The 24,114-nt window shown below is 72.3% G+C and carries 23 protein-coding genes and 1 pseudogene; 12 read left to right on the top strand and 12 right to left on the bottom strand.

The features are described from left to right. Positions 1-144 precede the first annotated feature (144 nt). Entirely contained in the window at positions 145-1,320 is a 1,176-nt protein-coding gene (locus PYR72_RS08130) for a phospholipase D-like domain-containing protein (RefSeq protein ID WP_275454647.1), read from the top strand. A 59-nt stretch (positions 1,321-1,379) separates the two neighbouring features. Continuing rightward, complete coding sequence (locus PYR72_RS08125; protein ID WP_275454646.1) at positions 1,380-1,805, top strand: DUF6003 family protein; 426 nt, start codon at positions 1,380-1,382, stop codon at positions 1,803-1,805. A 438-nt stretch (positions 1,806-2,243) separates the two neighbouring features. On the opposite strand, the gene PYR72_RS08120 is transcribed toward PYR72_RS08125, so the two are convergent. After that, positions 2,244-2,798: a S1 RNA-binding domain-containing protein gene (locus tag PYR72_RS08120; protein ID WP_275454645.1), complete on the bottom strand. Its 555-nt coding sequence runs from the start codon at positions 2,796-2,798 to the stop codon at positions 2,244-2,246. 40 nt (positions 2,799-2,838) lie between these two features. Further along, positions 2,839-3,354 (bottom strand): YceI family protein, encoded by a 516-nt coding sequence (locus tag PYR72_RS08115; RefSeq protein WP_275454644.1) that lies wholly within the window; start codon positions 3,352-3,354, stop codon positions 2,839-2,841. A 112-nt stretch (positions 3,355-3,466) separates the two neighbouring features. Between PYR72_RS08115 and PYR72_RS08110 the strand changes: the two genes are divergently transcribed. The 3 genes from PYR72_RS08110 to PYR72_RS08100 all read left to right on the top strand — a co-directional run bounded on the left by PYR72_RS08110 (position 3,467) and on the right by PYR72_RS08100 (position 6,221). After that, positions 3,467-3,991 (top strand): MarR family transcriptional regulator, encoded by a 525-nt coding sequence (locus PYR72_RS08110; RefSeq protein WP_275454643.1) that lies wholly within the window; start codon positions 3,467-3,469, stop codon positions 3,989-3,991. 211 nt (positions 3,992-4,202) lie between these two features. Further along, a complete protein-coding gene (gene ppk2 / locus PYR72_RS08105; protein WP_275454642.1) occupies positions 4,203-5,159 on the top strand; it encodes a polyphosphate kinase 2 in 957 nt (318 codons plus the stop codon). Between the two features lie 96 nt (positions 5,160-5,255). Then, the gene (locus PYR72_RS08100; protein ID WP_275454641.1) at positions 5,256-6,221 is read left to right on the top strand and encodes a YihY/virulence factor BrkB family protein; all 966 of its coding nucleotides are present in this window, start codon (positions 5,256-5,258) and stop codon (positions 6,219-6,221) included. Between the two features lie 15 nt (positions 6,222-6,236). Here the strand turns inward: PYR72_RS08100 and PYR72_RS08095 are convergent, their stop codons facing one another. The 6 genes from PYR72_RS08095 to PYR72_RS08070 form a co-directional block, all read right to left on the bottom strand. Continuing rightward, positions 6,237-7,196, bottom strand: a complete 960-nt coding sequence (locus PYR72_RS08095) for a hypothetical protein (RefSeq protein WP_275454640.1) — start codon at positions 7,194-7,196, stop codon at positions 6,237-6,239. A gap of 10 nt (positions 7,197-7,206) precedes the next feature. Then, positions 7,207-8,691, bottom strand: a complete 1,485-nt coding sequence (locus PYR72_RS08090) for an APC family permease (RefSeq protein ID WP_275454639.1) — start codon at positions 8,689-8,691, stop codon at positions 7,207-7,209. Between the two features lie 517 nt (positions 8,692-9,208). Beyond that, a complete protein-coding gene (locus PYR72_RS08085) occupies positions 9,209-9,997 on the bottom strand; it encodes an SGNH/GDSL hydrolase family protein (protein WP_275454638.1) in 789 nt (262 codons plus the stop codon). A gap of 9 nt (positions 9,998-10,006) precedes the next feature. Then, a complete protein-coding gene (locus PYR72_RS08080) occupies positions 10,007-10,813 on the bottom strand; it encodes a rod shape-determining protein (protein WP_275454637.1) in 807 nt (268 codons plus the stop codon). Continuing rightward, positions 10,810-11,190, bottom strand: a complete 381-nt coding sequence (locus PYR72_RS08075) for a hypothetical protein (protein ID WP_275454636.1) — start codon at positions 11,188-11,190, stop codon at positions 10,810-10,812. Before PYR72_RS08075 ends, PYR72_RS08080 begins: the two co-directional genes overlap by 4 nt. A gap of 47 nt (positions 11,191-11,237) precedes the next feature. Then, positions 11,238-11,564, bottom strand: coding sequence for a TraR/DksA C4-type zinc finger protein (locus PYR72_RS08070; protein WP_275454635.1), 327 nt, complete (start codon positions 11,562-11,564; stop codon positions 11,238-11,240). A gap of 293 nt (positions 11,565-11,857) precedes the next feature. Here PYR72_RS08070 and PYR72_RS08065 point away from each other — a divergent pair, with 293 nt between their 5' ends. From PYR72_RS08065 to PYR72_RS08045, 5 genes are all read left to right on the top strand, one after another. Next, entirely contained in the window at positions 11,858-12,811 is a 954-nt protein-coding gene (locus PYR72_RS08065) for a sensor histidine kinase (RefSeq protein ID WP_275454634.1), read from the top strand. After that, positions 12,808-13,473 (top strand): response regulator transcription factor, encoded by a 666-nt coding sequence (locus PYR72_RS08060; RefSeq protein WP_275454633.1) that lies wholly within the window; start codon positions 12,808-12,810, stop codon positions 13,471-13,473. The genes PYR72_RS08065 and PYR72_RS08060 overlap by 4 nt, the downstream gene beginning before the upstream one ends. 96 nt (positions 13,474-13,569) lie before the next feature. Continuing rightward, positions 13,570-14,001, top strand: a complete 432-nt coding sequence (locus tag PYR72_RS08055; RefSeq protein WP_275454632.1) for a hypothetical protein — start codon at positions 13,570-13,572, stop codon at positions 13,999-14,001. Positions 14,002-14,067: 66 nt separating this feature from the next. Continuing rightward, positions 14,068-16,317 (top strand): protein translocase subunit SecD, encoded by a 2,250-nt coding sequence (gene secD, locus PYR72_RS08050; RefSeq protein ID WP_275454631.1) that lies wholly within the window; start codon positions 14,068-14,070, stop codon positions 16,315-16,317. A 92-nt stretch (positions 16,318-16,409) separates the two neighbouring features. Continuing rightward, positions 16,410-17,192 carry a maleylpyruvate isomerase family mycothiol-dependent enzyme gene (locus PYR72_RS08045; RefSeq protein WP_275454630.1) on the top strand — a complete coding sequence of 261 codons (783 nt, stop codon included), beginning with the start codon at positions 16,410-16,412 and terminating at the stop codon, positions 17,190-17,192. Positions 17,193-17,308: 116 nt separating this feature from the next. On the opposite strand, the pseudogene PYR72_RS08040 reads toward PYR72_RS08045, so the two are convergent. Together PYR72_RS08040 and PYR72_RS08035 are read right to left on the bottom strand one after the other, a co-directional pair. Next, a pseudogene (locus tag PYR72_RS08040) lies at positions 17,309-18,361 on the bottom strand (endo-1,4-beta-xylanase); the annotation flags it as partial. Positions 18,362-18,433: 72 nt separating this feature from the next. After that, on the bottom strand, positions 18,434-20,080 hold the full coding sequence (locus PYR72_RS08035; protein ID WP_275460361.1) for a glycoside hydrolase 43 family protein: 1,647 nt from the start codon (positions 20,078-20,080) through the stop codon (positions 18,434-18,436). Between the two features lie 522 nt (positions 20,081-20,602). Between PYR72_RS08035 and PYR72_RS08030 the strand changes: the two genes are divergently transcribed. Continuing rightward, on the top strand, positions 20,603-21,520 hold the full coding sequence (locus PYR72_RS08030; RefSeq protein WP_275454628.1) for a hydrolase: 918 nt from the start codon (positions 20,603-20,605) through the stop codon (positions 21,518-21,520). A 204-nt stretch (positions 21,521-21,724) separates the two neighbouring features. Beyond that, a complete protein-coding gene (locus PYR72_RS08025) occupies positions 21,725-22,177 on the top strand; it encodes a DUF5707 domain-containing protein (RefSeq protein ID WP_275454627.1) in 453 nt (150 codons plus the stop codon). Positions 22,178-22,248: 71 nt separating this feature from the next. On the opposite strand, the gene PYR72_RS08020 is transcribed toward PYR72_RS08025, so the two are convergent. Beyond that, positions 22,249-23,391: a cellulose binding domain-containing protein gene (locus PYR72_RS08020; protein ID WP_275454626.1), complete on the bottom strand. Its 1,143-nt coding sequence runs from the start codon at positions 23,389-23,391 to the stop codon at positions 22,249-22,251. Between the two features lie 410 nt (positions 23,392-23,801). Beyond that, positions 23,802-24,059, bottom strand: a complete 258-nt coding sequence (locus PYR72_RS08015) for a hypothetical protein (protein WP_275454625.1) — start codon at positions 24,057-24,059, stop codon at positions 23,802-23,804. Between the last annotated feature and the right edge of the window lie 55 nt (positions 24,060-24,114).

Below are 24,114 nucleotides of genomic sequence, written 5' to 3'. Positions count from 1 at the left end.
GGGCCTGCCCCGCCACCCTCCGTCCATGTTTCCGCCGCTTCTTTCGGGTCAAGGGATGTCATGACCAGTACGCATGAATCGTCCGAGCCGACGTCACATGTCCCCGGTCGGCCGGGTGCACCGTCCGTGCCGGGTGCACCGTCCGTGCCGGGCACACCGTCCGTCGAGTACCGGGTCACCCGGATACGCCGGCGCCTGGAGCGCCTGATCGGGGTCGCCGCGACCGAGGGCAACGCGCTCACCGCGTTGCGCAACGGAGACGAGATCTTCGCCGCGATGCTGACCGCCATCCACCGCGCCGAACACACGGTGGACATGATGACGTTCGTGTACTGGCGGGGGGACATCGCCCGCGCGTTCGCCGAGGCCCTCGCCGAACGCGCCCGCGCGGGCGTCCGGGTACGGCTGCTGCTCGACGGCTTCGGCAGCCGGCTGATCGAGACCGAGCAACTGGAGACGATGGAGCGCGCCGGTGTGCAGGTGGCCTGGTTCCGCAAGCCGCTGTACCTCTCCCCGCTCAAGCAGAACCACCGCTGCCACCGCAAGGTCCTCGTGGTCGACGAGGAGATCGCGTTCACCGGCGGGGTGGGCATCGCCCAGGAATGGTGCGGCGACGCACGCGACGAGACCGAGTGGCGGGACACGCACGTCGAGGTCCGAGGCCCCGCGGTGGACGGTGTGGCCGCCGCGTTCGCGCAGAACTGGGCCGAGTGCCACGACGAACTCTTCGACGAACGGGACCGGTTCATCGAGCACCGCCCGCAGGGCGACGCGATCGTCCAGGTGGTGCGCGGCTCGGCCAGTATCGGCTGGCAGGACATGCAGACCCTGATCCGCGTCATGCTGGAGTCCGCCGAGGAGCGCTTCCGCCTGGCCACCGCCTACTTCTCGCCCGACGTGTACTTCGTCGGGCTGCTGTGCGCCGCCGCCCGGCGCGGGGTCCGGGTGGAGATCCTGCTGCCCGGACCGCACACCGACAAGCGGGTCTGCCAGCTGGCCGGCCAGCACCACTACGAGCAACTCATCGCCTGTGGCGTGAAGATCTACCAGTACCAGCCGACGATGATGCACGCCAAGGTCATCACCGTCGACGGTGTCGCCGCGCTGATCGGCTCGACCAACTTCAACCGCCGCTCCCTCGACCACGACGAGGAGATCATGCTCGCCGTCCTCGACGACGCGTTCACCTCCACCCTCGACGACCACTTCGACGCGGACGTCCAGGTGAGCGAGCCGGTCCGGGCCGGTCGCTGGAAGAGACGTTCGGCCGTGCAGAGAGCCAGGGAGATGGCCGTGCAGCCCATCCGACGTTTCCTGTGACACCGCCCCGCACCGGGGTAGAGGGATGTCGATCCGGCCCCGTGGAGAGAGAGTTGAGGATGACCGACGACGCCTATCTGTTCCTGCTGGACGACGCGTCCGCGCCGCTCGGTGTGGCCCCGGCCGCGGTCGAGGGTCTCACGTGCATGGAGACTCCGGCGGTACGCGCCTGGCTGGACGCCCAGGGCAGCGCGCCGAACTCCCCGCACCTGCGCCTGCTGCCCCCGGAGGAGACCGCCGCCATTCCCGAGGGCGCGGAGCGCCTGCCCGTTCCGCTGAGCGACGAGGAACTGAGCCGGGTGCGCCACCAGTTGGCACCCGAACCGCTCGCCCGGGTCGAGGAGGAGCTGCTCGCCTACCGCGACAACGCGGACGGCCGGGACGGGCTGATCGCCCGCGCGCTGGCCGCCGGCGTGCCGCCGCACCGCATCGTCGAGCTGACCGGGGTGGACCCCGCCACGGTGACGGCCGCGGCGAGCGGCTGACGACGCGCCGCCCACGGCCTCTGGGGCCCGGCGGCCCGGCGGCCCGGTGGCCCGGTGGCTTCTGCGACGAAGTGGCGCAGGACCCGGCCGGACCCGGACCCGGACCCGGACCCGGACCTGGGCCTGGGCCTGGCCCCCGGACCCGGAACGGGAGCCGAATACGCAGCCGCAGCCGCAGCCGCAGCCGCAGCCGCAGCCGATGCCGGCCGTGGAGTGGGCCACATCGCACGGGCCGGCGGAGGCACCGTGCCCGGCGCACGGTACGGAACGCTGCCGCATGCGGTCCGACGGGCTCCCCGGCACCCGGCCCGGGCACCGGGCGGCGGTGGTGACACCCGGGAGACGAGGCATCGGCGGCAGGCACGGGACGTCGAGCCCCTGCACCTCACCCCACGTTCAGCCCGCGGACGGACCGCCCCCGCTGCGGCCCGCGAGCCCTCAGGAGAGGACCCCCTCGGCCGCCAGCAGCACGTGGCGCGCCTCGATCTCGACCGCGATGATCCGTACCGTCACCTCCTGGCCCACGCGGACGGTGCCCGCCGGGTCCTCGGCCGCTCCGGTGACGGGTACGAGCCCCTCCACACAGTCGGCGACACCGACGAAGTACCCGATCGGTGTGCGTCTCGTGACCGTGCCCGTGACGACCTGGCCCACGCGCTCGGCGCATCCGGGGAGCAGGTCCTCGTGCTCGGCCCATTCGCTCAGTTCGATGCCGACCTGGTGCTGGTGATCGGCATGCCAGACCACCTGGCCGGTGACCCGCTGTCCCACGAGCGGCAGTTCACGGCACCGGGGCATCCGGTCGATGCGTGCCAGGCCCACCGCCTCGGGGTGGCCGTCGACGGCGAGGAAGGCGCCGAAGGGCTGTCTGCCGATGACCTCGCCGGTGACCGGTGTGCCGACCGGCAGGGCACGGACCGTCGCGGTCCAGGCCGCTGCGTCACCGGCCGGAGTGGGCCGGCCGTTCTCGTACGGCCAGGAGTACGCGGACATGAACCGATCATGACACGGGACGGGCCGCGGGCGGCGACGGTCAGGCGCCGGCCCGGGCGAAGCGCAGGGTCGCGGAGATCGTCGCCGGGCCGCGCATCATGCCCAGTTGGTTCCAGCCGATGCCGAACTGCTCGCGGTCTACGGTGAACGCGGTCTCCAGGGTGAGCCCGGCGGCGCTCGCGTCCGTCAGGCGCGCGGTCAGGGAGTGCGACCTGCTGATGCCGCGCACGGTGAGCTGACCCACCACCTGCACGGTGTCCCCGTCGCGGAGTTCGGCGCTGCGGACCGCGAAGGTGATCTCGGGGTGACGCTCGACGTCGAAGAAGTCGGCGGAGCGCAGGTGCTCGTCGCGCTTGGCGTTCCTGGTGTCCAGGGAGGCGGCGTCGAAGGCCACCACGCCCGCGGCGGAGCCGTCGGGCCGGACCTCTCCCTGACCCCGGACGGTGCCGAAGGTGCCCTTCACGTTGACGAGGCCCCACATGGTCCTGTGCTGCACGGCGACGGTCGAGGCGGTGGTGTCGAGCTGCCACAGTCCGGTCTCCACGGCGACGGTCATGGTCCTTCTCCACTCGGTGAGGTCGTCCAAATTTGCATGACTGAAGCTAGTCTGTTATCCGAATTTGGACAACCCTGATTCTTCAAAATTGGACAACAGTTACACTTGGCCCATGGCCGACCCCGACGAGCAGCCCGCCCACCTGCCCACATGTCCCTCCGTCGGCGCGGACGGGCCGCTGCCCGCCGAGCTGCACGCCTGGATGCTTCTGCTGGCGGCGACGGGTGCGGTGGAGCAGCGGCTGCGCGCCGTCGTGAAGGAGCGGCTCGGGGTCTCGCACGACGAGTTCCTCATCCTCTGCCTGCTGGCCGCGCAGCCCGAGGAGGGGCTGCGGATGACCCGGATCGCGGAACTCCTGGGCCGCCCCAAGACCCGCCTCACGTACCAGATCGCCTGCCTCGGCCACGCCGACCTGGTGACCCGCGAGTCGGTGTGCGGAGACCGGCGCGGCATCCAGGTCGCCCTCACCGGCAAGGCGCGGCGCCTGCTGGAGGAGGCGTCCGGCACGCTCGCCGAGACGGTCACCTGTGCACTGGGCGAGTTCATGGGACCGGCCCAGCGCGAGGCCCTGCGGGGACTGCTGCCGGACCTCGTCGCCGGCCCCGCCGCCGCGCCGTCGGGGCCGGCGCCCGCGTGACGCGGAGCGTCGTCCGCGGAGCGCTCACATAGGCGGACGCCGACGGGGAACCCGTGCGCTCCCGACCGGTCGAGGGACGATGCGGGATCGTCGCCGCCCGGGCGGGCTGTGCGGCAGGCCGTCCCGGACGCGTTCCCGCGCCGTCGGACGCGGCGGCTCGACGGGCCGCCGTACCCGAGGCCGTATGCCGTTCTGACGCGGGAGTGGTGTGATGAACGCTGAACATGCCGACGGGCTGCTGGACGGACTGACCGTGGACACCAGCCGACGGGAGCGGCCGGTCGTGCTGGACGGGACCGGCCGCCCCCTCACGACATGGCGCGAGAACCATCCCTACGGGCGCAAGGTCGGCCGTCAGGAGTACGAGCGGCGCAAGCGCGTCCTGCAGATCGAGTTGCTCAAGCTCCAGCGGTGGGTGAAGGACGCCGGCGCGCGGGTGATCGTGGTGTGCGAGGGACGTGACGCGGCCGGCAAGGGCGGCACGATCCAACGTCTGACCGAGCGGCTCAACCCCCGTGGAGCCAGGGTGGTGGCCCTGGACAAGCCCACCGAGCGGGAGGCGGGGCAGTGGTACTTCCAGCGGTACATCGCGCACCTGCCGACGGCAGGAGAGATCGTCTTCTTCGACCGGTCCTGGTACAACCGGGCTGGCGTGGAACGGGTGATGGGCTACTGCTCGAAGGACGAGTACGAACTGTTCCTCGAACAGTGTCCGGCCTTCGAGCGGATGCTCGTCGACGACGGCTTCCTGCTGTGCAAGTTCTGGTTCTCCGTCTCCCGCGCCGAACAGCGCACCCGTTTCGCCATCCGGCAGGTCGACCCGGTGCGCCAGTGGAAACTGTCGCCCACGGACCTGGCCTCACTGGACCGGTGGGACGAGTACACGGAGGCCAAGGTCGACATGTTCCGGGCCACCGACACCGAACAGGCACCCTGGACCGTCGTCAAGAGCAACGACAAACGCCGCGCCCGACTGGAGACCATGCGCAGCCTGCTCTCGCGTATCGACTACGGCAACAAGGACACCACGGCGGTCGGCACCCCCGACCCGCTCGTCGTCGGCGCCGCCAACACCCTCCTGGAACCGGGCGAGGAGGACACGGCCCTCTCCCCGACACCTCTGTCCCCGCGCACCGACGGGCCCGGCAGCCATCCCGCATCCACCTGACGGCGGGGCGGGCCGCGCCCGGCTGTACCGTTCTCCCGGCGGCATGATCGCGTTCTCGCCCGGGCCGCGGGGAACGACGGGGAGGAGAGGTTCTCGATGGGGACCGTCGTACACGTCCCGCAGACACGGGACATGATCGGCGAGGAGCTGTCCGGCGACGAGGCGCTCACCGCGCTGCGCCACTACGGAGGCCGTCGGCTGCTCCTGGACGCGTTCTCCCGGTTCCGGTACGCCGACGGCTTCACCAACGCCCGTTCACTGGCGTTCCAAGTGGTCCTGGGGCTGGTGCCGTTCACCATCGCGCTGGTCGGCGTGGCCACCACCGTGCACACGGAGAGCGTGGGACGGATCATCGAACTCACCCTCGGCCAGATCGTGCCGGGCGCGAGCGCGGACCTGGTCGAGGACGCGCTGGACGGCACCGCGCGCAGCGCCGGTTCCGGCGTCTGGGGCGCCGTGGCGATGTGGGTCGGCCTGGCCTTCGCCGTCCTCAACCTCGCCTCCGCGCTGGGGCAGGTGGAACGCGGCGCCAACCGCATCTACGGCATCGAGCGCGACCGCCCCTTCCTCCACAAGTACGGCCGGTCGCTGCTCCTGGCCCTCGCCGCCGGCATGCCGATGGTGCTGGGGTTCCTCGTGCTGGTCGCGGGGGACGCCGTCGTCAACGCGGTGGTGCAGGCGCTCGGCCTGCCCGAGGACCGGCTCGACTGGCTGCGTCCCCTGGAGGTGCCGCTGGGCGTGGCCCTGGCCTGGGTCGCCTCGGCGGTGATCTTCCGGTGGTCCCCGCGCAGGGACCAACCGGGCTACACCTGGCTCGCGTTCGGCTCGGCGGTCCATCTGGTCCTGTGGATCACGGCCACCTGGCTGCTCTCCCTGTATGTCGCCGAGAGCGGCTCCTTCGGTGCCGTCTACGGGCCGCTGACCGCGTTCGTCGCCCTGCTGCTGTGGGCCAACCTGACCGGTGTGGCGCTGTTCCTGGGCATCGCCTTCGCCGCTCAGCTCGAAGCGGCCCGGGCCGGCATCACCGAGGCCGTGCGTCCGGACCCCGGACCGGGGCCCTGAGCCGGCCCCGGAGCCTCACCCGCGGGGCAGGAACTCCTTGCGCCACTTGGTGAACTGGCGCGACGGATCGCCGGTGTAGGACCACGGAGTCGGTGTGGCGCGCCGCCCGACGATATGGAACAGCGACCCGGCGATGTCCGTCAGCCCGGCCGAACAGGCCGCGTGCGTCAGGTAGTTGAGGTCGCGCACCTCGCCGGGAGGAAGAGGACCGTCCGGCCGTCCGGTGATCCAGCGCTGCCAGGTGCGCCGTACGTCGCTGGCGGCGCCGTCGTGGCTCCAGTGCTGACCGATACCGACACCGGTCTGCCGCGACCCGTTCTGCTCCCGCAGGGTGCGGTACTCCTCGACCCGGGCGTACTGCACCAGCACCGGCAGCGGGGACCCCGGGGGCGCCACACCGGCCGCGTCCCGGGCGAAGTCGTACATCAGTCCGTGCGAGCCGTGCCAGCGCGACGAGTAGTAGTGCAGCACCTGGAGGTGGCCCTCCACGCTGAACGGGTCGCGGTCGTACAACTCGTCCCACCAGCGGGCCAGTTCCTGGCGACGCACCCCGCCGCTGTAGAGCCGGGCCACCGAGATCAGGGAGACCCAGGGCGTGGGGTCGTCGGGGCATGCCTCGGCCGCCTCGAAGCAGGCCACCGCCGCGCCGTCGATGCGCCGCGGATCGATGGGGACGCCCCGGCCGGCGGCGATGGCCAGGTTGAAGGCCCGAGCCGTCTCGGTGGCGGCCCGCAGCACCAGGGCGTCGGCGCTGCGGGGGTCGGCGGCCAGCCAGGACTCCACGGTCGAACTGCCCGCGCACGCCTGCGCGAGCATCCGGATGCGGTGCCCCCGGGCCACCCACGCCGGGCCCGTCGTGCGCAGCAGCTCGCGGGGGCCCTGCCAGCGGCCGATGACGATGTCCTGCCGGGCCGACGTCAGCGGCGCGTCACCGCAGTCGGAGTCGAAATCGGGTGTGAAGCGGTCGCGCGCCATCGGGTCCCTCTCAGAAGTCGGTCGGCAGACCCTGATGGGCGGAGGAGCGGTCGGCCGCCGCCGCGGCCGCGGCGTCGCCCGACGTGGCACCCGTCCCGACGGCCTCGGCGGCGTCGAGCGGGGCCGGCCGGTAGTACTCGCTGCCCTTGCGCCAGTACCAGAGCATCGGGATCACGCCGACCCCCAGACCGCCGAGTCCGATGGCCACGGACGCGCTGCTCAGCTCGCCGAGCGACTCGACGAGCACCCAGAACATGAACAGGGCGCCGAGCAGCGGCCACAGCCCGCCGAAGACGAAGTTCGACACGGACTTCAGCAGCATCCTGCGGTAGGCGACGACCACCGCCAGCCCGGCCAGGCCGTAGTAGACGGCGATCTGCAGACCGATCGCGGAGATGGCGTCCGCCAGGATGTCGCCGACCGAGCCGAGCGCGTTGGAGGCGACGAACATCACCAGCGCCACACCGCCCACCACGGTGATGGCCACGTAGGGGGTGTTCCAGGTGCGGTGGACGCGGCCGAGGGCCTCGGGCATCGTGCGGTCGCGGCCCATCGCGAACAGGGACCGGGTGACCTGGATGAGGGTGGTCTCCAGCGTCGCGATGGTCGACAGCATCACGGCCACGATGAGCAGCTTGCCGCCCAGCCCCGGCCACACCACCTCGCCGAGCACCGCCAGGACGTTGGCGTCGTTCTGCTGGATCTGGGTGTCGGTCAGGATGACGTTGACCGCGATGGTGAAGACCTCGAACAGCAGGAAGACGATGCCGACGCCGATCAGACCGGCGAGACCGGTGGTGCGCCGGCTGTCGCGGGTCTCCTCGCTGAGGTTGCTGGTGACGTCCCAGCCCCAGTAGTAGAAGGCGGCGATCAACGCACCCGAGGCGAACCCGCTCACCCCGTCGAACTGGCTGAAGCCCAGCCAGGACCACTCGAAGGACCGGGCGCCGTCGCCGTGCAGCAGCGCGAGCACGGCGAACAGGGCCAGGATGACCAGCTCCACGCCCGACATGATCAGCTGGGCGCGGACGGTGAGGCGTGCGCCCCCGAGGACCACGAACAGCATCACCAGGAACCAGAAGGCCCCGACCGTGGTGGCCAGCGCGGTGTTGTCGGCCAGGTCCTCGTCGAACAGGGACAGCGTCATCGCGCCGGCGGGCAGCGAGCCGGCCACCATGAAGATGGTCGCGGAGATCACCAGGGCCCAGCCGCTGAGGAACCCCAGGAAGGGGTGGAGGGTGCGCCCCACCCAGGAGTAGCTGGCGCCCGCGTTGACGTCGATGCGGCTGAGGTAGCTGAAGGCCAGGGCGATGCCCAGCATCGGTATCGCGCAGTACAGCAGTGCCGCCGGGCTCGCGAGGCCCACCGCGCCGACGAGGACGGCGGTGGTCGCCGCGATCGAGTAGGCGGGCGCGCTGCCCGCCACCGCCATGACCACCGTGTCGAACGTGCCGAGGACGTTGGCCTGCAGTCCTCTGCCCCTGGTGCTGCTCATGGGATGTGCTGCCTTCGTGAGGGCACGACGGACGGACGCCTGGTGGCCGCCGGCGTGGAGGACTGGGAGGTGATGCTGCCTCGGGCCCGGAGGGGGAGGTCTTCGGGCCCGGGGCGGGAACGGGGAGGCCTCGTGCGCCGATGGTCGGCGACCGAATGATCACACCGTGTGTGCGTGTGATGATATCCGCGCTGTTTGAGCGTTCAAGATTGACCGGTGGGTAACCTTCCGAGTTGGCGAAAATTTTCACCAACGCGACGACCGTGCCCCTGTGGGGCAGCCGTGACGGAAGGGATTCGCTCCGACGCGCCAAGGGCTCCCGGCCAGGGCGGGTCACCGGGCTGCTCGCCGGCTCCCGAGCGGTGGATTCCTGCCCGGCGGGCCCAGGCACTGCCCCCAGGGAATCCGGCGCCCGCGGCGGGGACGCATGCGGCGGCCCGGCATGCCGGACGGTGGGCCTCGGACCGCGGCAGTGGATCAGGCCGCGGCGGTGGACCTCAGGCCGCGGCGGAGAATTTCAGGCCGCGTCCGGGAGCTTCACCGGCCCCGGCGACGGGCGCTTGGCCGAGTGGCCGTCGCCCGAGGAACGGCCGCGCAGCCGCCGCCACAGCCACGGCCCGAGGAAGTCCACGGCCCAGCGCACCTCGCCGCCCACGGCCCGCAGCGCGGGAACCGGCGGCCGGGGAGGCAGCGGCTCGGCCCAGTCGTCGTGGCCCGGCAGACCCAGGGTGTGGGCCATGCCGGACGCGATCCGCGCGTGCCCCAGCGGGCTCGCGTGCAGCCGGTCGTCGGCCCACAGACGCGGATCGGTGGTGACCGGACGCGCGAAGACGTCCAGCACGAGGACACCGTGGCGGTCCGCAGCGGCGCGCAGACGGCTGTTGAGGTCCACGACGCGGGGGAGCATCCGGCGCGCGAGCGGCGAGACCTTCCCCAGGTCCGGGAAGTTCACGGTGGCGACCCGCGCGCCCGACGCGCCGAGCCGGGCGAACATCTCCTCGATGTCGGCGGCGACCGACGCCGCGTCGAACCCGGACCGCACCAGGTCGTTCATCCCGGCCATGACGGTCACGAGGTCCGGCTCCAACTCCAGTGCCGCCCCCAGCTGCCCGGCCCGGATCTGCCCCGCCGTCCGGCCGCGGACGGCCAGGTTGGCGTAGGTGAGGTCCGGCTGTCGTTCCGCCAGGGTCTCGGCCAGCCGGTCGGCCCAGCCGCGGTGCCCGCCCGCCGGACCGGGGTCGCCGAGCCCCTCCGTCATGCTGTCGCCGATCGCCACGTAGCGCAGGTAGGGGTGCGGAGCCGTCATGGCGGAACCCTACCCAGGCACCCCGACGCCCGTGCAGGGGTGGTCGTGGGCGGACCGCAGAAGGGCGGCGGCCCCGCGGACGGCCGCGGTGTGCGGGCCGGGCACCGGGCGGACGGGCGCGCCCAGCCGCTCGGCGAGCCGGGGGCCGGTGGCGGGGCCCAGGGCTCCGCCACCGGCCAGCAGGACGCCCCGGCGCAGCGCGTCCCGGGTGCGGGACGTGCCGTCCTGGTCCAGCATGGCCGCCGTCATCGCGCCGACCGCCTCGGTGAGCCGCCCGGTCGGGGCGTGCCCGCCGAGGTCGGCGGTGCCGAGGGTGGTGCGGCGGGCGTCGGTCACGGCGCCGTCGTCGAGCAGGACGACATCGGTGACCTGCGCCCCGATGTCGACCACGAGCAGCGGCCGGGTCAGGTCGGCGTCGGCGGCGACGGCCACGGCGCGGGCGGCGGGAACGGTCAGGACCGTGTGCGGCCGCAGGACCTCGGCCGCGGCCCGGGCCTCGGCGCGGAAGGCGACGCCCCCCAGGGCCGGTGTGGTGAGGATGAGCAGGGGGTGGGCCGAGCGGGGGAGCCGGTGGGCGAGCAGACGGTCGAGCATCGTCGCGGTCGCGGCGGTGTCGACGATGGCGCCCCGCCGCACGGGCCGGACGATCCCGTCGCCGAAGGCGACCGTGGGGACGTCGAAGAGCGGCTTGCCGTCGAAGCCCCAGGCGCGGGTGCGGTCGCTGCCGAGGTCGAGGGCGACGCCGTGGCACCGGCGGCACCGGGGCCAGGGCCGGTGCCGGGGCCCGGCGGAGCGCGGACCGCGGAACGTGGTCACCGGCCCGCCTCCCTGAGATGCCGGCAGCGGGCGCAGGAGCGGGCCTGCGGCACGATCGTCAGAAGGCCGCGGTCGATGGGGCCGTGACACAGATGGCAGCGGCCGTAGCGGCCCTGGTCCATGCGCTCCAGGGCCGCCTCGACATCGGCGAGGACCATACGGGCCGACGCGGCGAGCTGGACGCGTACCTCGGTCTGGGCGGCGGCCCGCCGGTCGAGCGGTGCCTCGGTACGGGGTACGGCCGTGGCCGTGAGCTGCTGGATCTGTTCGCGGCGGAACAGGCGCTGCTCGTTCAGGCTGTCGCGCAGCGCTGCGAGGTCCGCGGCCGACAGGGCCGTACCGCGTGCGCGTTCGCCGATGGTCTGCTGGTTCACCACTTCACCCCTCGGGCTGTCAGGGAGACGGAGTCACCGGGCGGCGGCCGTCAGACCGCGTCGCGCCGGCAGGGGACGCAGAACCGCGTGTACGGCAGGATCTCCAGGCGCTCGACCGGAATGGGCTTCGAGCAGCCCAGACAGGTGCCGTAGGTGCGGTCCTGGACACGGGCGAGGGCGGCGTCGATCTCCTTGAGGACGCGCTCGATCGTGTCCCGTTGCCCCGACATCAGCAGCTCCTCCGACGCGTGGCCGCCCTCGGCGAGGGCCCGCAGCTGTGTCAGGCGGGTGTCGCGTTCGTGGGCTAGGCGCTGCCGGGCCTCGTGCGCGGACAAGCGTCCGGGCCGGGACTCGGTCCGGGGCGTATCGAGTGACATGGCGGGTCCTGTCTTCCGCACGGTGGACGGGGGTACGACCTCACCGTGGCCGACGCGCCGCCCGAAACCCATCGGGCGCAATACCCATTCGCCGCCGCACGCGGGCTACCGTGGCCCGGGCCGGCCGGCACCGGAAATGGGCATCGGACCCCATCGACGCGACCGCCCCGGCGCGGGCAGGCTTGCGGGGAGACCGGTGGGGAGCGGCGGGACGCGGCACACGGGCCGGGTCGTGTGCCCTCGGTGCGGACGACACGGCCCGTGTCACCGGCAGGAAGGAAGGCGTCGTCGCGGTGTCCCTGTTCTGGCGGATCTTCGCCCTCAACGCCGTGGTGCTGGGGACCGCGACCGCACTGCTGCTGTGGGCCCCGGTGACCGTGTCCGTGCCCGTGGTGCTGACCGAGGCGATCATCCTCGTGGCCGGCCTGGTCGTCATGCTGATCGCCAACGCGGCCCTGCTGCGGATCGGGCTCTCCCCCCTGGAGCGGCTGACCAGACTCATGACCACGGTCGACCTCCTGCGGCCCGGCCAGCGGCTGCCGGAGCACGGCCGGGGCGAGACCGCCGAGCTGATCAGCACCTTCAACGCCATGCTGGACCGGCTCGAACACGAGCGGGCGTCGAGCAGCGCCCGCGCGCTGCTCGCACAGGAGGACGAACGCCGCCGTATCGCCCAGGAACTTCACGACGAGGTCGGCCAGAGCATGACCGCCGTCCTGCTGGGGCTGAAACGGGCGGCCGACGACGCGGACGAACCGCTGCGCGGCGAGCTGCAGCAGGCGCAGGAGATCACCCGCGAGAGCCTGGACGAGGTCCGCCGCCTGGTGCGCCGGCTGCGACCGGGCGTCCTGGAGGACCTCGGCCTGGTCAGCGCCCTGACCTCGCTGACCACCGAGTTCGCCACCCACACCGGGCTGCGCGTCGTCCGCCGTTTCGACACCGGCCTGCCCGCACTGGACCAGGAGACCGAGCTGGTGCTCTACCGGGTCGCGCAGGAGGCCCTGACCAACGCGGCCCGGCACGCCGACGCCGGCCTGGTCGAGGTCAGCCTGAGCCCGGGCGACGGCGTGGTCGTCCTCGCCGTCGTGGACGACGGCCGGGGGACGGGGGTGGCCCGGGAGGGCGCCGGGATCCGCGGGATGCGCGAGCGGGCCCTGCTCATCGGGGCCGCGCTGGACGTCACCTCCCGGCCGGCCACCGGCACCCACGTCCGCCTGACCGTACCCGTCCCCAGGAAGCAGCCATGACCCCGAGCGACCCGACCGAGATCCGCATCCTCCTCGCCGACGACCACGCGCTCGTACGGCGCGGGGTGCGACTCATCCTCGACGGCGAGCCGGACCTCCGGGTCGTCGCCGAGGCCGGGGACGGTGCGGAGGCCATCGCCCGGGCCCGTACGCACGAGGTCGATCTCGCGGTGCTGGACATCGCCATGCCCCGGATGACGGGTCTGCAGGCCGCCCGCGAACTGATCGCGCTGAAGCCGGAACTGCGCGTCCTGATGCTGACCATGCACGACAACGAGCAGTACTTCTTCCAGGCGTTGAAGGCCGGCGCCAGCGGATACGTGCTGAAATCGGTCGCCGACCGCGATCTCGTCGCCGCCTGCCGGGCCGCCATGCGCGACGAGCCCTTCCTCTACCCGGGGGCCGTCACCGCGCTCGTGCGCAACTACCTCGACCGGGTCCGCCACGGGGAGGAGCCGCCCGACCAGGTCGTGACCCCCCGGGAGGAGGAGGTCCTCAAACTCGTCGCCGAGGGGCACTCCTCCAAGGAGATCGCCGAGATGCTCTTCATCAGCATCAAGACCGTCCACCGGCACCGGGCGAACCTCCTGCACAAGCTCGGCCTGCGCGACCGGCTGGAACTCACGCGCTACGCCATCCGCGCCGGTCTCATCGAACCCTGACACCGCCCGCCCGCGGCCGGAACTCTCGGGCAGGGCAAGCGCGTTGGGGCTGACGAGACACTTACATCAGACACCGGAACGGGGAGGGGACGGCGCATGGCACGCGGCTCGTCCCCCGCCCCTCGCAGGGTCGGACCCGCTCCGGCGGCGGCGCTCGCCGTCCTCCTCGCCGTCCTCACCGCCCTGTTCCTGCCCCCTTCGTACGGCGGTGCCGCGCACCTTCCGTCCTCCGGCGCCGCCGCCTCGGTGGCCGGGGGCCGGGTCACGGCGGCCTTCGAGATCACGCGGGCCGACAGCGGGGCACCGGCGGACGACGGGCACGGCGCGGCCCTGCTCCGCAGCCCCCGTGATGTCCCCGGGGACCGGCTGCCGCCCCCGCACACGGCCGCCCTCGCCGCACCGCACGAGACGGCCGGTCCGCCCCGGCGCGGGCCCACGGCCGCCCCGGCCGCGCCGTCCGCGCCGGCCCCGCCCCCTCCGACGGGCCGTCACCAGGGGCGCGCACCGCCTCCTCCACCAGGCACCTGAGCTTCCCTTTCCCATTCCGTCGACCGCGGCCGTGTCCGGCCGCGGTGTGCCTGCCGGAGGCCCCTCTTGACCCGCGCCCCGCGCGTCCGAGGGCTGCTCGCCCTCGCCGCCGTCGCCCTGTCCCTCTTCATCGCCCTCACCACACCCGTCCAGCTCGGACTGGACCTGCGGGGCGGCACACAGATCGTGCTGGAGACCCGCCCCACCGACACCACCCCCGCCGACAGCGAGGCCACCGACCGCACCCTGGAGGTGCTGCGCGGCCGCGTCGACGCCCTGGGCGTCGCCGAACCCACTCTCACCCGCTCCGGGGACAACCGGATCGTCGTCGAGCTGCCCGGAGTGCAGGACCCGGCCGAGGCCGCCGAGATCCTCGGCCGCACCGCCCGGCTCACCTTCCACCAGGTCCTCGGCACGACCACCGCCGACGCCACGGACGAGGCCGAGGACAAGGAGCAGACCACGGAGGAGAAGAAGAAGCCGCGTGACACCGTCCTGGCCGACGAGTCCGGCACCCTCCTGCGCCTGGAAGCGGCCGCGCTGACCGGCCAGGACGTCAAGGAGGCGGCCGCCCGGCTCGACCAGCAGAACGGCACCGGATGGCATGTGACCGTCGACTTCGAGGGGGCCGGCGGCGACGGCTGGGCCCGCCTGACCGGGCGGGCCGCCTGCGCCCCCGCGGGAGACCCGGCCCGACGCATCGCCATCGTCCTCGACGACAAGATCATCTCCTCGCCCCAGATCGATCCCTCGGTCCGCTGCGACACCGGCATCAGCGGTGGCTCCACCCAGATCACCGGCTCCTTCGACGCCGACGAGGCCAAGGAACTCGCCCTGCTCATCAACGGCGGCGCACTGCCCGTCCCGGTGGAGAACGTCGAGCAGCGCACCGTCGGCCCCACCCTCGGCGCCGAGGCCATCGAGGCCAGCGCCTGGGCAGCCGCGGTCGGCACCACGCTCACCGCGCTGTTCATCATCGCCGTCTACCGGCTGATGGGCGTCCTCGCCACCGTGGCACTGCTCTGCTACGGCCTGATCTCCTACGCCGCCCTCGCCGCCCTGGGCGCCACCCTCACCCTCCCCGGCCTCGCCGGTTTCGTCCTGGCCATCGGCATGGCGGTCGACGCCAACGTCCTGGTCTTCGAACGGGCTCGGGAGGAGTACGCCGCCCAGCGGCGGCCCAGTCCCCGGTCGGCCCTGACGGCGGGCTTCCGGGGCGCCTTCAGCGCGATCACCGACTCCAACGTCACCACCCTCATCGCCGCCGGCCTGCTGTTCTTCCTCGCCTCCGGACCCGTGCGCGGCTTCGGTGTCACCCTGGGCATCGGCGTCCTCGCCTCCATGTTCAGCGCCCTGGTGATCACCCGTGTGCTCGCCGACCACGCGGCCTCCCGGCCCTCCGTCCGCCGCCGTCCACGTCTGACGGGCATCGCCGGCACCGGCGCCGTCCGCGACCGCCTGACGCGCACACCGCCGCAGCTGATGCGCCGGCCCCGGCGGTGGCTGGCCGCCTCCGCCGTGGTCCTGGCCGTCGCGGTGGCCGGCATCGGCGTACGGGGCCTGGACTTCGGGATCGAGTTCACCGGCGGCCGCCTGGTCGAGTACACCACCGCCACCCCGGTCGACCCCGACCGGGCGCGCGCCGCGCTCGCCGACGCCGGATTCCCCCGCGCCGTCGTCCAGACCTCCGGAGACGACGGACTCACCGTCCGGACCGAGCGGCTGAGCGAGGCGCAGGCGGCCCTCGTCACCGACACCGTCGGCACCCTCACCGACCGCGCGGAGAAGGTCCGTGACGAGGCCATCGGCCCCAGCCTCGGCAAGGAGCTGCGCAACGGCGCCCTGATCGCCCTCGCCGTCGCCCTCGGCGCCCAACTCCTCTACCTCGCGGCCCGTTTCCGCTGGCTGTTCGGCACCTCCGCCGTCGCCGCCCTCGCCCACGACGTGGTGATCCTCGTCGGAGTCTTCGCCTGGCTGGGCAAGCCCGTGGACGGTGTCTTCCTCGCCGCCCTGCTCACCGTCATCGGCTACTCGGTCAACGACTCCGTCGTGGTCTTCGACCGCGTCAGGGACCTCGGCCGCGCCGACCGCACCGCACCCTTCGCGGCCGTCGCCAACCGGGCCCTGCTACAGACGCTGCCCCGCACCGTCAACACCGGCATGGGCGCCGCCTTCATCCTCACCGCCCTGGCGGTGCTCGGCGGCGACTCCCTCACCGACTTCGCCCTCGCCCTGCTCATCGGCATCGCCGTGGGCACGTACTCCTCGATGTTCACCGCTACCCCCCTCGCCGTCGAACTCCACAGGCGCCGCTGAGGCGTTCGGGCGCGCGGCCGGTGCCGCGCGCCCCGTGGGGGCCCCGGGAAAACCGCTGTCCGGGCCGATGAGCACGGTGATAGACAGGCGGCGTGACGACGACTGAGGCCATCACCCCGGAGTTCCCCGCACTGCTGCGGCTGATCGAGGAGCGCTCCGCCGCGTTCCGCGCGGCGGTCGCCGCCGCGCCCGACCTTGCGGAACGGGTGCCGACCTGCCCCGAGTGGACGCTGCTGGACCTGGTACGGCACCTCGGCTCGGTGCACCGCTTCTGGGCGGCCACCGTCGCCGCCGGCCCGGCCGACGCCCCCCTGCGCAGGGACGACCCGGACGCGCCCCGCGAACGTACGGCCCTGCTGGCCTGGTCGGCCGAGTCCACCGGCCGGCTGCTGGACGCCCTGCGGGAGTCCGGCCCGGACCGCGGCTGCTGGACCTGGTGGGGCACGTCGCAGTCGCCGCGGACCAGCGGCGCGGTCGCCCGGCACCAGGTCCAGGAGGCCGCGGTGCACACCTACGACGCCCAGGTCACCACGGGGACCGCGCAGCCGCTGCCGGACGCGGCGGCACTCGACGGCGTCGACGAGTTCCTGTCCACCTGCTGCGCCGGTACCGCCCCCTGGCCCCACGAGCCCGCCACCGTGGACTACCACGCCGCCGAGGGCCGCTCCTGGCGTCTCACGCTCGCCGCCGACGGCACACGGGCCACCCGCCTGACCACCCCGGGTGCCACGCCCGCCGACGCCTCCCTGCACGGGACGGCGGGCGAACTGGTCCTGGCCCTGTACGGCCGCATCCCCGTGGACTCCCTGAAGTCCGACGGCGACCGTCGGCTCTTCGACCTGCTCCTGGCCTGGGACCCGGACGAGGACGAGTAGCCGCACGTCCACCGTGCGAACGTCCTGCCGCGACGCCTGGAGGGACACAGGCCCCCGGGGGTGAGCCGAGGGCCTGCGTCCGGTTCAGGGGGTGGGGCCGGCCCGCCTCACGCGAGCGAACCGCCCATCGTGGTGAGCGCCGACCGGTACGCCGGCTTCTTGTTGCCACCGCGGTCGAACAGCAGCGGGTTCTCGCCGCTGCGCCAGGAGTCGCTGTCGCGGATGCCCCAGACGGTGATGCCGGTGCAGCGCGGCACGTTCAGACAGGCCCTGACCGTGTTGGCGTACCCGTTCGCCGGGGCCTGAGCGATGTCCAGCTCGGTGATCTGGACGTCCACCCCGAGAGCGGCGAAGCTCGACAGCGTCGCCTGGAAGGTGCCGGGAGGGCCGCCGGCACCGAAGTGGGACTGGAGTCCGACGCAGTCGATGGGCACGCCCCGGGACTTGAAGTCGCGGACCATGCGGTAGACACCCTGGGTCTTGGCGGCGTTCCAGTCCTCGATGTTGTAGTCGTTGTAGCAGAGCTTGGCGCCCGGGTCGGCCGCGCGGGCCGTGCGGAACGCCTCCTCGATGAAGCCGGTGCCCAGGACGTCCCGGAAGACCGAGCTGCGCATCTGGCCGCTGCCGCCGTCGGCGAAGGCCTCGTTGACCACGTCCCAGGAGTGGATGCGGCCCTTGTAGCGGCCCGCCACGGTGGTGATGTGGTTGTTCATCACGCCGCGCAGCGTGTTCGCGTCCCTGATGGCCTTGACCCAGTCGGGCAGCTGGGAGTGCCACACCAGCGTGTGGCCGCGGACCTTCTGGCCCCGGGCCGTCGCGCGGTTCACGATCTGGTCGGCGGAGCCGAAGGTGAACTGGCCGCGGTTGCGCTCGGTGGCGTCCCACTTCATCTCGTTCTCGGGGGTGACCTGGTTGAACTCGCGGTCCAGGATGCCGGTGTACTGGCCGTCACCGAGCCGTCCGGCGGCGACGGCGGTTCCGAAGTACCGTCCGGACTGGGCGGCCTGGGCGCCCAGGGTGGACGCCTTGACCGCCGTCGGCGTGCCGGCCGCCGGGCCGGGACCGGCCTGCGGTGCGCCGTGCGCGAGGCCGGGCGTGGCGAGGGCCGTGAGTGCCGCCAGGCCCAGTACCGACGCCCGGCGCCGGCCGAGCCGTTTCCGCTGGTTCATCGTTCTCCTCGTACGGTCGGTGTGCGGGTGGGGGTGGAGCGGGTGCGGAGGGTTCAGGGGGTGTCGGAGGGTTCAGGGGGTGGACACCTCGAACCGGGTGATGCGGACCGAGCCGCCCAGTGCCCGGGTGGCGTGGTTGAACAGGGCGAACCGGTAACCCATGAAGAAGCGCCAGTCGTTGCCCATGGAGAAGGCGGGGCCGAGGCGGGTGAAGCGGGTGCCGTCGGTGCTGTAGGAGAAGGTGCCCGGCCGGGCCGATCCGGGGCGGATGTCGGCGTTCACCCGCAGCCAGAGCCGTCCGCCCGGCACGTTCGTGCTCGCCCGCTCGACTCCGGTGCCGGTGGTGTTCCAGCTGCCGTCCATGGTCAGCCCGTCGACCATGACCAGCCGGGTCGTGCCGCCGTCGCGTTTGAGCCCGATCCACGCGGAGGAGTCACGCAGCAGCGCGAGTCCGGCCCGGTCGCCGTCGCGCATGGCCGAGGGGTCGAGCTGGACGGTGGCGGTGGAGGTGGGGCCCTGGATGCGGTGGGTGAGGGTGTTGCGGGCCCAGTACAGGTCGTTGGTGACGGTCGCGGTGCTCAGCGTCAGACCGTTGTTCACCGACCACTTGCTGTTGTCCGGGTTGTGGTTCCACTCCCACCTCGGTTTGAGGGTCGTCCCGTCGAAGGTGTCGACGCCGATCATGGGGGTGACCGGGCGGGGTGGAGCGGGCACGGCCGGGGCGGGGTACGAGGCGCCCCAGGCGCCGTTGACGAGCTGCACCACGGGCCAGCCGTCCGAGGTCCAGGTGACCGGGGCCAGGGCGGGCACCCGGCCGCCGGGGTAGGCGTCCACGAAGGCCAGGTAGTACCAGGCGCCGTTCTGTGTCTGCACCAGTCCGCCCTGGTGGGGGACACCGCCGCCGGGGATCGGCCCGCGCAGGTCGAGAAGGACCTGCCGCATCGTGTACGGACCGAAGGGGCCGCTCGACGACTTCAGGATGTACTGGCCGTTCGCGGGACGGGTCAGGAAGATGTAGTACTGCCCGTTGATCCGGTAGAAGCGGGAGCCCTCCAGGGTGCCGACGCTCGACGGTGTGGTGAACACCTGCTGGGTGCGGACCTGGGTGCGGCCGTCCGGCGAGAGCTGGGCGACGCTGATGGTGGAGTTGCCGTACGCCACGTACAGGGTGTCGTCGGTGTCCACCAGCAATCCGGCGTCGTAGTAGGGCGTGCCGATGGTGGTGAGCCGGTTCCACGGTCCCTCGACGGCGGTGGCGGTGTACACGTACGTCCTGGCGAAGTCGATCTGGCCGAGCCAGTAGAAGGTCCCGTTGCTCGGGCGATGGGCCAGCGACGACGCCCAGATGCCCCGGACGTAGCCGCGGCCGCCGTTCAGGTCGTACTTGGCGCCGAAGTCGAGGGTCGGCACGGCGTGACCGGCGATCTCCCAGTTCACCAGGTCGTACGAGCGCAGCACCGGGGCTCCCGGCGAGTAGTGCATCGTGGAGGCCGAGGCGTAGTAGGTGGAGCCGACGCGGATGATGTCGATGTCCGCGAAGTCCTGCCAGACGACCGGATTCGTGAGGTCCGCGGCGGCGGCGGCCGACGGCCCCCGCTCCGGGCCGGGAGCCGCGAGGGCGCGCGACGCTCCGATCGGGGGAAGCAAGGTGCCCGTCACCAGACCGGTGGCGGCGGCCAGCGTGCGACGGCGATCCCAGAACTGATCAGGGCATGACATATCCATGGCGTTCTCCTCGCGCGGCCGGGCCGTCGTGGGGGCGGGGGTGGGGCCGGGTGCTGTGCCGAGGTGCGTCGTGGAGCGTGCGGTGGCTCGTCGAGGGGGCCTCCCGTGGCCGGGCCTGCCTCCGCCTCGTTCGTGATGTCGTACATCGATCGGCACATCGAGCACTTTGGATGATAGGAGGCCGGTGGACCTCGTCAATACCTCTCGCATGATTCGAAAGTTCTGGCGAAATATTTCGTTCGATCCGTACATCGGAGTGGGCTTCCGTCGGAAGGTCCGAGAGGGTTGCCTGCCTGGTCCGGGCCTGGGCCGTCGGGTTCCCGGTCTGTGGGACGCCGGGGGAGCGCCACGTATTGACATGCTCGACCGCCTCTCTATAGTCCCGGACTACCTGACGGCCGTAGGTGTTCGATCGCGGACGTGACCGAATCTTGCGTTCCCTAACCCTGTCAGGTGCACGACATTTCATGGGATCGGTTGCCGGAGGCAGCCGGAGATCGCCGGAGAAGGAGTCACATGATCACGAGGACCGGAACACGCTTATGGCCCGCCGTCGTCGCCTCGCTCGTGCTGGCCCTGGTCGGTACCACGACCGCGGCCTCGGGCACGGCCGCGGCCTCCGTCCGTGCCCCCGCCGCCTCGACCGCCGGCTGCGGCAAGGCGCCCGGACTGGCGAGCGGCACGCACACGATCCAGAGCGGCGGCAAGAACCGGAGCTTCATCCTGCGGGTCCCGGACGGATACGACCGCAACCGTCCCTACCGGGTGGTGTTCGGGTTCCACTGGCTGGGCGGCACCTCCACCGACGTCTCCACGGGCCGCACCGTGGAAACGGGCACGTGGGCCTACTACGGGCTGCAGCGGCTGGCCAACAACAGCGCCGTCTTCGTCGCACCCCAGGGCCTCAACAACGGCTGGGCCAACTCCGGCGGCGAGGACATCACCTTCGTCGACAACATGATCCGGCGGATCGACGACGCCCTGTGCATCGACACCGCCCAGCGGTTCGCCCTGGGATTCAGCTACGGCGCCGCCATGTCGTACTCGCTCGCCTGCTCGCGGGCGACGGTCTTCCGCGCGGTCGCGGTCCAGAGCGGCGGACAGCTCAGCGGATGCAGCGGCGGCACGCAGCCCATCGCCTACCTCGGTGTGCACGGCCTGCGGGACAACGTCCTCGGCATCTCCGGCGGCCGCGCGATGCGGGACCGGTTCGTCAGGAACAACGGGTGCACCCCCCAGAACCCGCCCGAGCCGGCCCAGGGCAGCCTGACGCACCGGGTCACCACCTACTCCGGGTGCGCGGCCGGACGTCCGGTCGCCTGGGCGGCGTTCGACGAGGGGCACATCGCGGCTCCCCAGGACCGGGCTCCCGGTGACAGCGGATCCAGGACCTGGCTGCCGGCCGAGGTGTGGCGGTTCTTCAACCAGGTGTAGGAGCACCGGACACCGAGAGAGCGAGCGGTGCACCCCGGCGGCCGGACCGCCGGGGTGCACCGCCGCGCTCGACAACACCGGCCTACTCAGGCCGAGTTGAGTAGGTGCGCTCATGCCCGGCGGTCCCCGGTGCGACGAAGATCGGTGCAGCGGCGCCGGTCGGAGGCGCCGGTCCTGTCCAGCTCGGATCCCATGGAGTACCTCATGTCCCGTCGTACCGTCCTGTCCGTGGCCGCCGGTGTCGTCGTCCTCGGTGCCGCTGGTGCCCTCACACTGGCCCACGCCGGGGACCAGTCGGTGAAGCTCGCGCACGGCACGGCCCGCTACGTCGCTCCTGAGGGCGGCCGCGACGGCTCGCTCACCTTCACCACCGACGTCACGGCGTCCTCCGGGGTCGAGAGCGTGAAGGTGCTGGCATGGCCGCAGCACTCGTCCTTCGCCGAGGAGGGGCCCACCGCCAAGGACATGGCCGCCGTGGAATCGGCCGTCTGCAAGCCCTCCGGAAAGGACACCGTGCACTGCACGTACCGCGTCGGGGTCACCGCCGCCGACGCGCAGTCCTCCCCGCGCGGTGCCTGGCACGTCGCCGTCCTGGCCACGGCGAAGGACGGCACCACGGTCCTGGACGCCGAGTGGGCCGGTTTCACCGTCCGGTGAACCGGCCGGCACGGGGCGGGAGGTGCGGACGGTGACATGCGCCCGTCCGCACCTCCCGCCCTCCGCCCGCCTCATGTCCGCGTGCAGGCCGTCCCGTTGAGACTGAACCCGCCCGGCGCGGCGAAGGTGCCGCTGTAGGTGCCCTGGAACCCGAACGACTGCCTGCCGCCGGGGGAGATGCTCGCGTTGTGGGCCAGCCCGCTCGCCGTGACCGATCCCGAGGACGGGGAGACGGACGAGTTCCAGGCGCTGGTGACGCTCTGGCCGGAGGGCAGGGTGAAGGCGAGGCGCCAGCCGTCGACGGGCGACGAACCGGTGTTGGTGACGGTGACGTCGGCGGTGAAGCCGCCCGGCCAGACGTTCGTGGTGTACGCCACCGCGCAGGCACCGCCGCCGCCCGGACCGCCGGGCCCACCGCCGCCGGTGTTCACGCTCGACGAGAAGGAGTTCACGCTCAGCCCGGTCCCGTTCTGCCAGGGCTCGAAACCGGCCTGAACACTCGTCAGGTACCAGCTGTTCTGGGCCAGTCCGCGTGCCACGGCCTGACGGACGAAGTCCATCACGTCGAAGCTCCAGCTGCCGATCGCCGACGGAGCCACGAAGGACAGCACGTCGTTGGTGCCGTTGCCGCCCGACCACACCTGCCAGGAGCGCCCGCCCACGGAGGCCGTGCCGACCTGCGAGCCGATGGGCTGGATCGGGCCCACCTTGTTGAACCAGATCATGATCTCGGTCCGGTTCACGCCGTCGGTACGGGGCGTCGGGTCGAGCCAGATGTCGTACGAGGCGTTGTAGACGGCATCGCCGACATAGCCGTACGAGATGCTGCTCGGTGCGCTGGAGATGGTCGAGAGCTGGGCCGGGAGGCTGGTTCCCGGGGAGCAGTTGGTGTAGTGGCAGCCGTTGAACAGGGACGGGTAGGACTTCGGCGCGCCGTTGGTGGGGACGGAACCGTCGGCCCGGCTGAGCCGGAAGCCGGTGTCGGTGGCGGTGACGCACTGAGGGGCGCTGGTGCCCCAGCGGTTGTTCTGGACGACGTAGCGCCCCTGGACGACGGTCGAGCCGAACTGTTCGCAGACGGTCGTGTCGGCCTGGGCCGGTGGCGTGGCGGCGAAGAGTGCCGCGACGGTGGCGAGCGCGGTGACGAGCGCGCCCAGCGCGCCCCGCAGGGAACGTCCACGGGGAGCACGCGGAGGGTACGGCGACGGTCGCATGGGGGCCTCTTTCGGAGGTACGGCCGGGAGGTGGGGGGTGATGCCGGGCGCTCCCCGTGGCCACATTGTGGGAGCGCTCCCATTTCCGCTCTGCCCTGGACTGTAGAAGCGGTCCATCGCCCTGACAACCCTCCGGTGGCGGTCCGGTCGCCGCGCGCCGCCCGGCGGTCCGCCGGGCGGAAGGAGGTCAGAGAGTCGTCAACAGGCTTTCGAGTGAGACCCGTTGATGTGCCGCTGTGGTGGAGTGTGGGACGAGCAGCGCGTTGACCTGAAAGCCTGCCAGGGCCGCGAGCAGGGTGTCGGCGCGCCGGCCGTCCGGCACACCGTCCGCGATCTCACCCGCGGCCCTCGCCTGTGCCAGGTATCCCGGCCCCGGGGATCAATCGAACCGTGGTTGGCGCTGAGATTGATCATGGTCCGGCTGTAGCGGACCGAAGGGTGTTGATACGGTTCTCGTACTCGCGGCGGGCCTTGCGCTGGGCCGGGACCGCTGCGGTGCCGTCGAGGGGCTGGCAGTGGTCGAGGAGTTGGCGGTGGACCGCAGGCGCGGTGGTGATGCGCAAGGTGTAGCCCTGGCCGCGTCGTACGGTCACGCCTTGGTCGAGCGCGGCCCGCTCGGCGTCGGCCAGTTCGGTTGCGCGGAGGAAGTCGGCGATCTTGCCCGGCATGTCGAGGGTGACCGGCAGTTCCGGGGCCGGGGTGTCTTCGGCGCCGGCGGCGGTG

This window comes from Streptomyces sp. VNUA24, assembly GCF_029167005.1.
GTDB classification, from domain to species: Bacteria; Actinomycetota; Actinomycetes; order Streptomycetales; family Streptomycetaceae; genus Streptomyces; species Streptomyces scabiei.
This window is presented reverse-complemented; position numbering and strand designations above follow the sequence as displayed.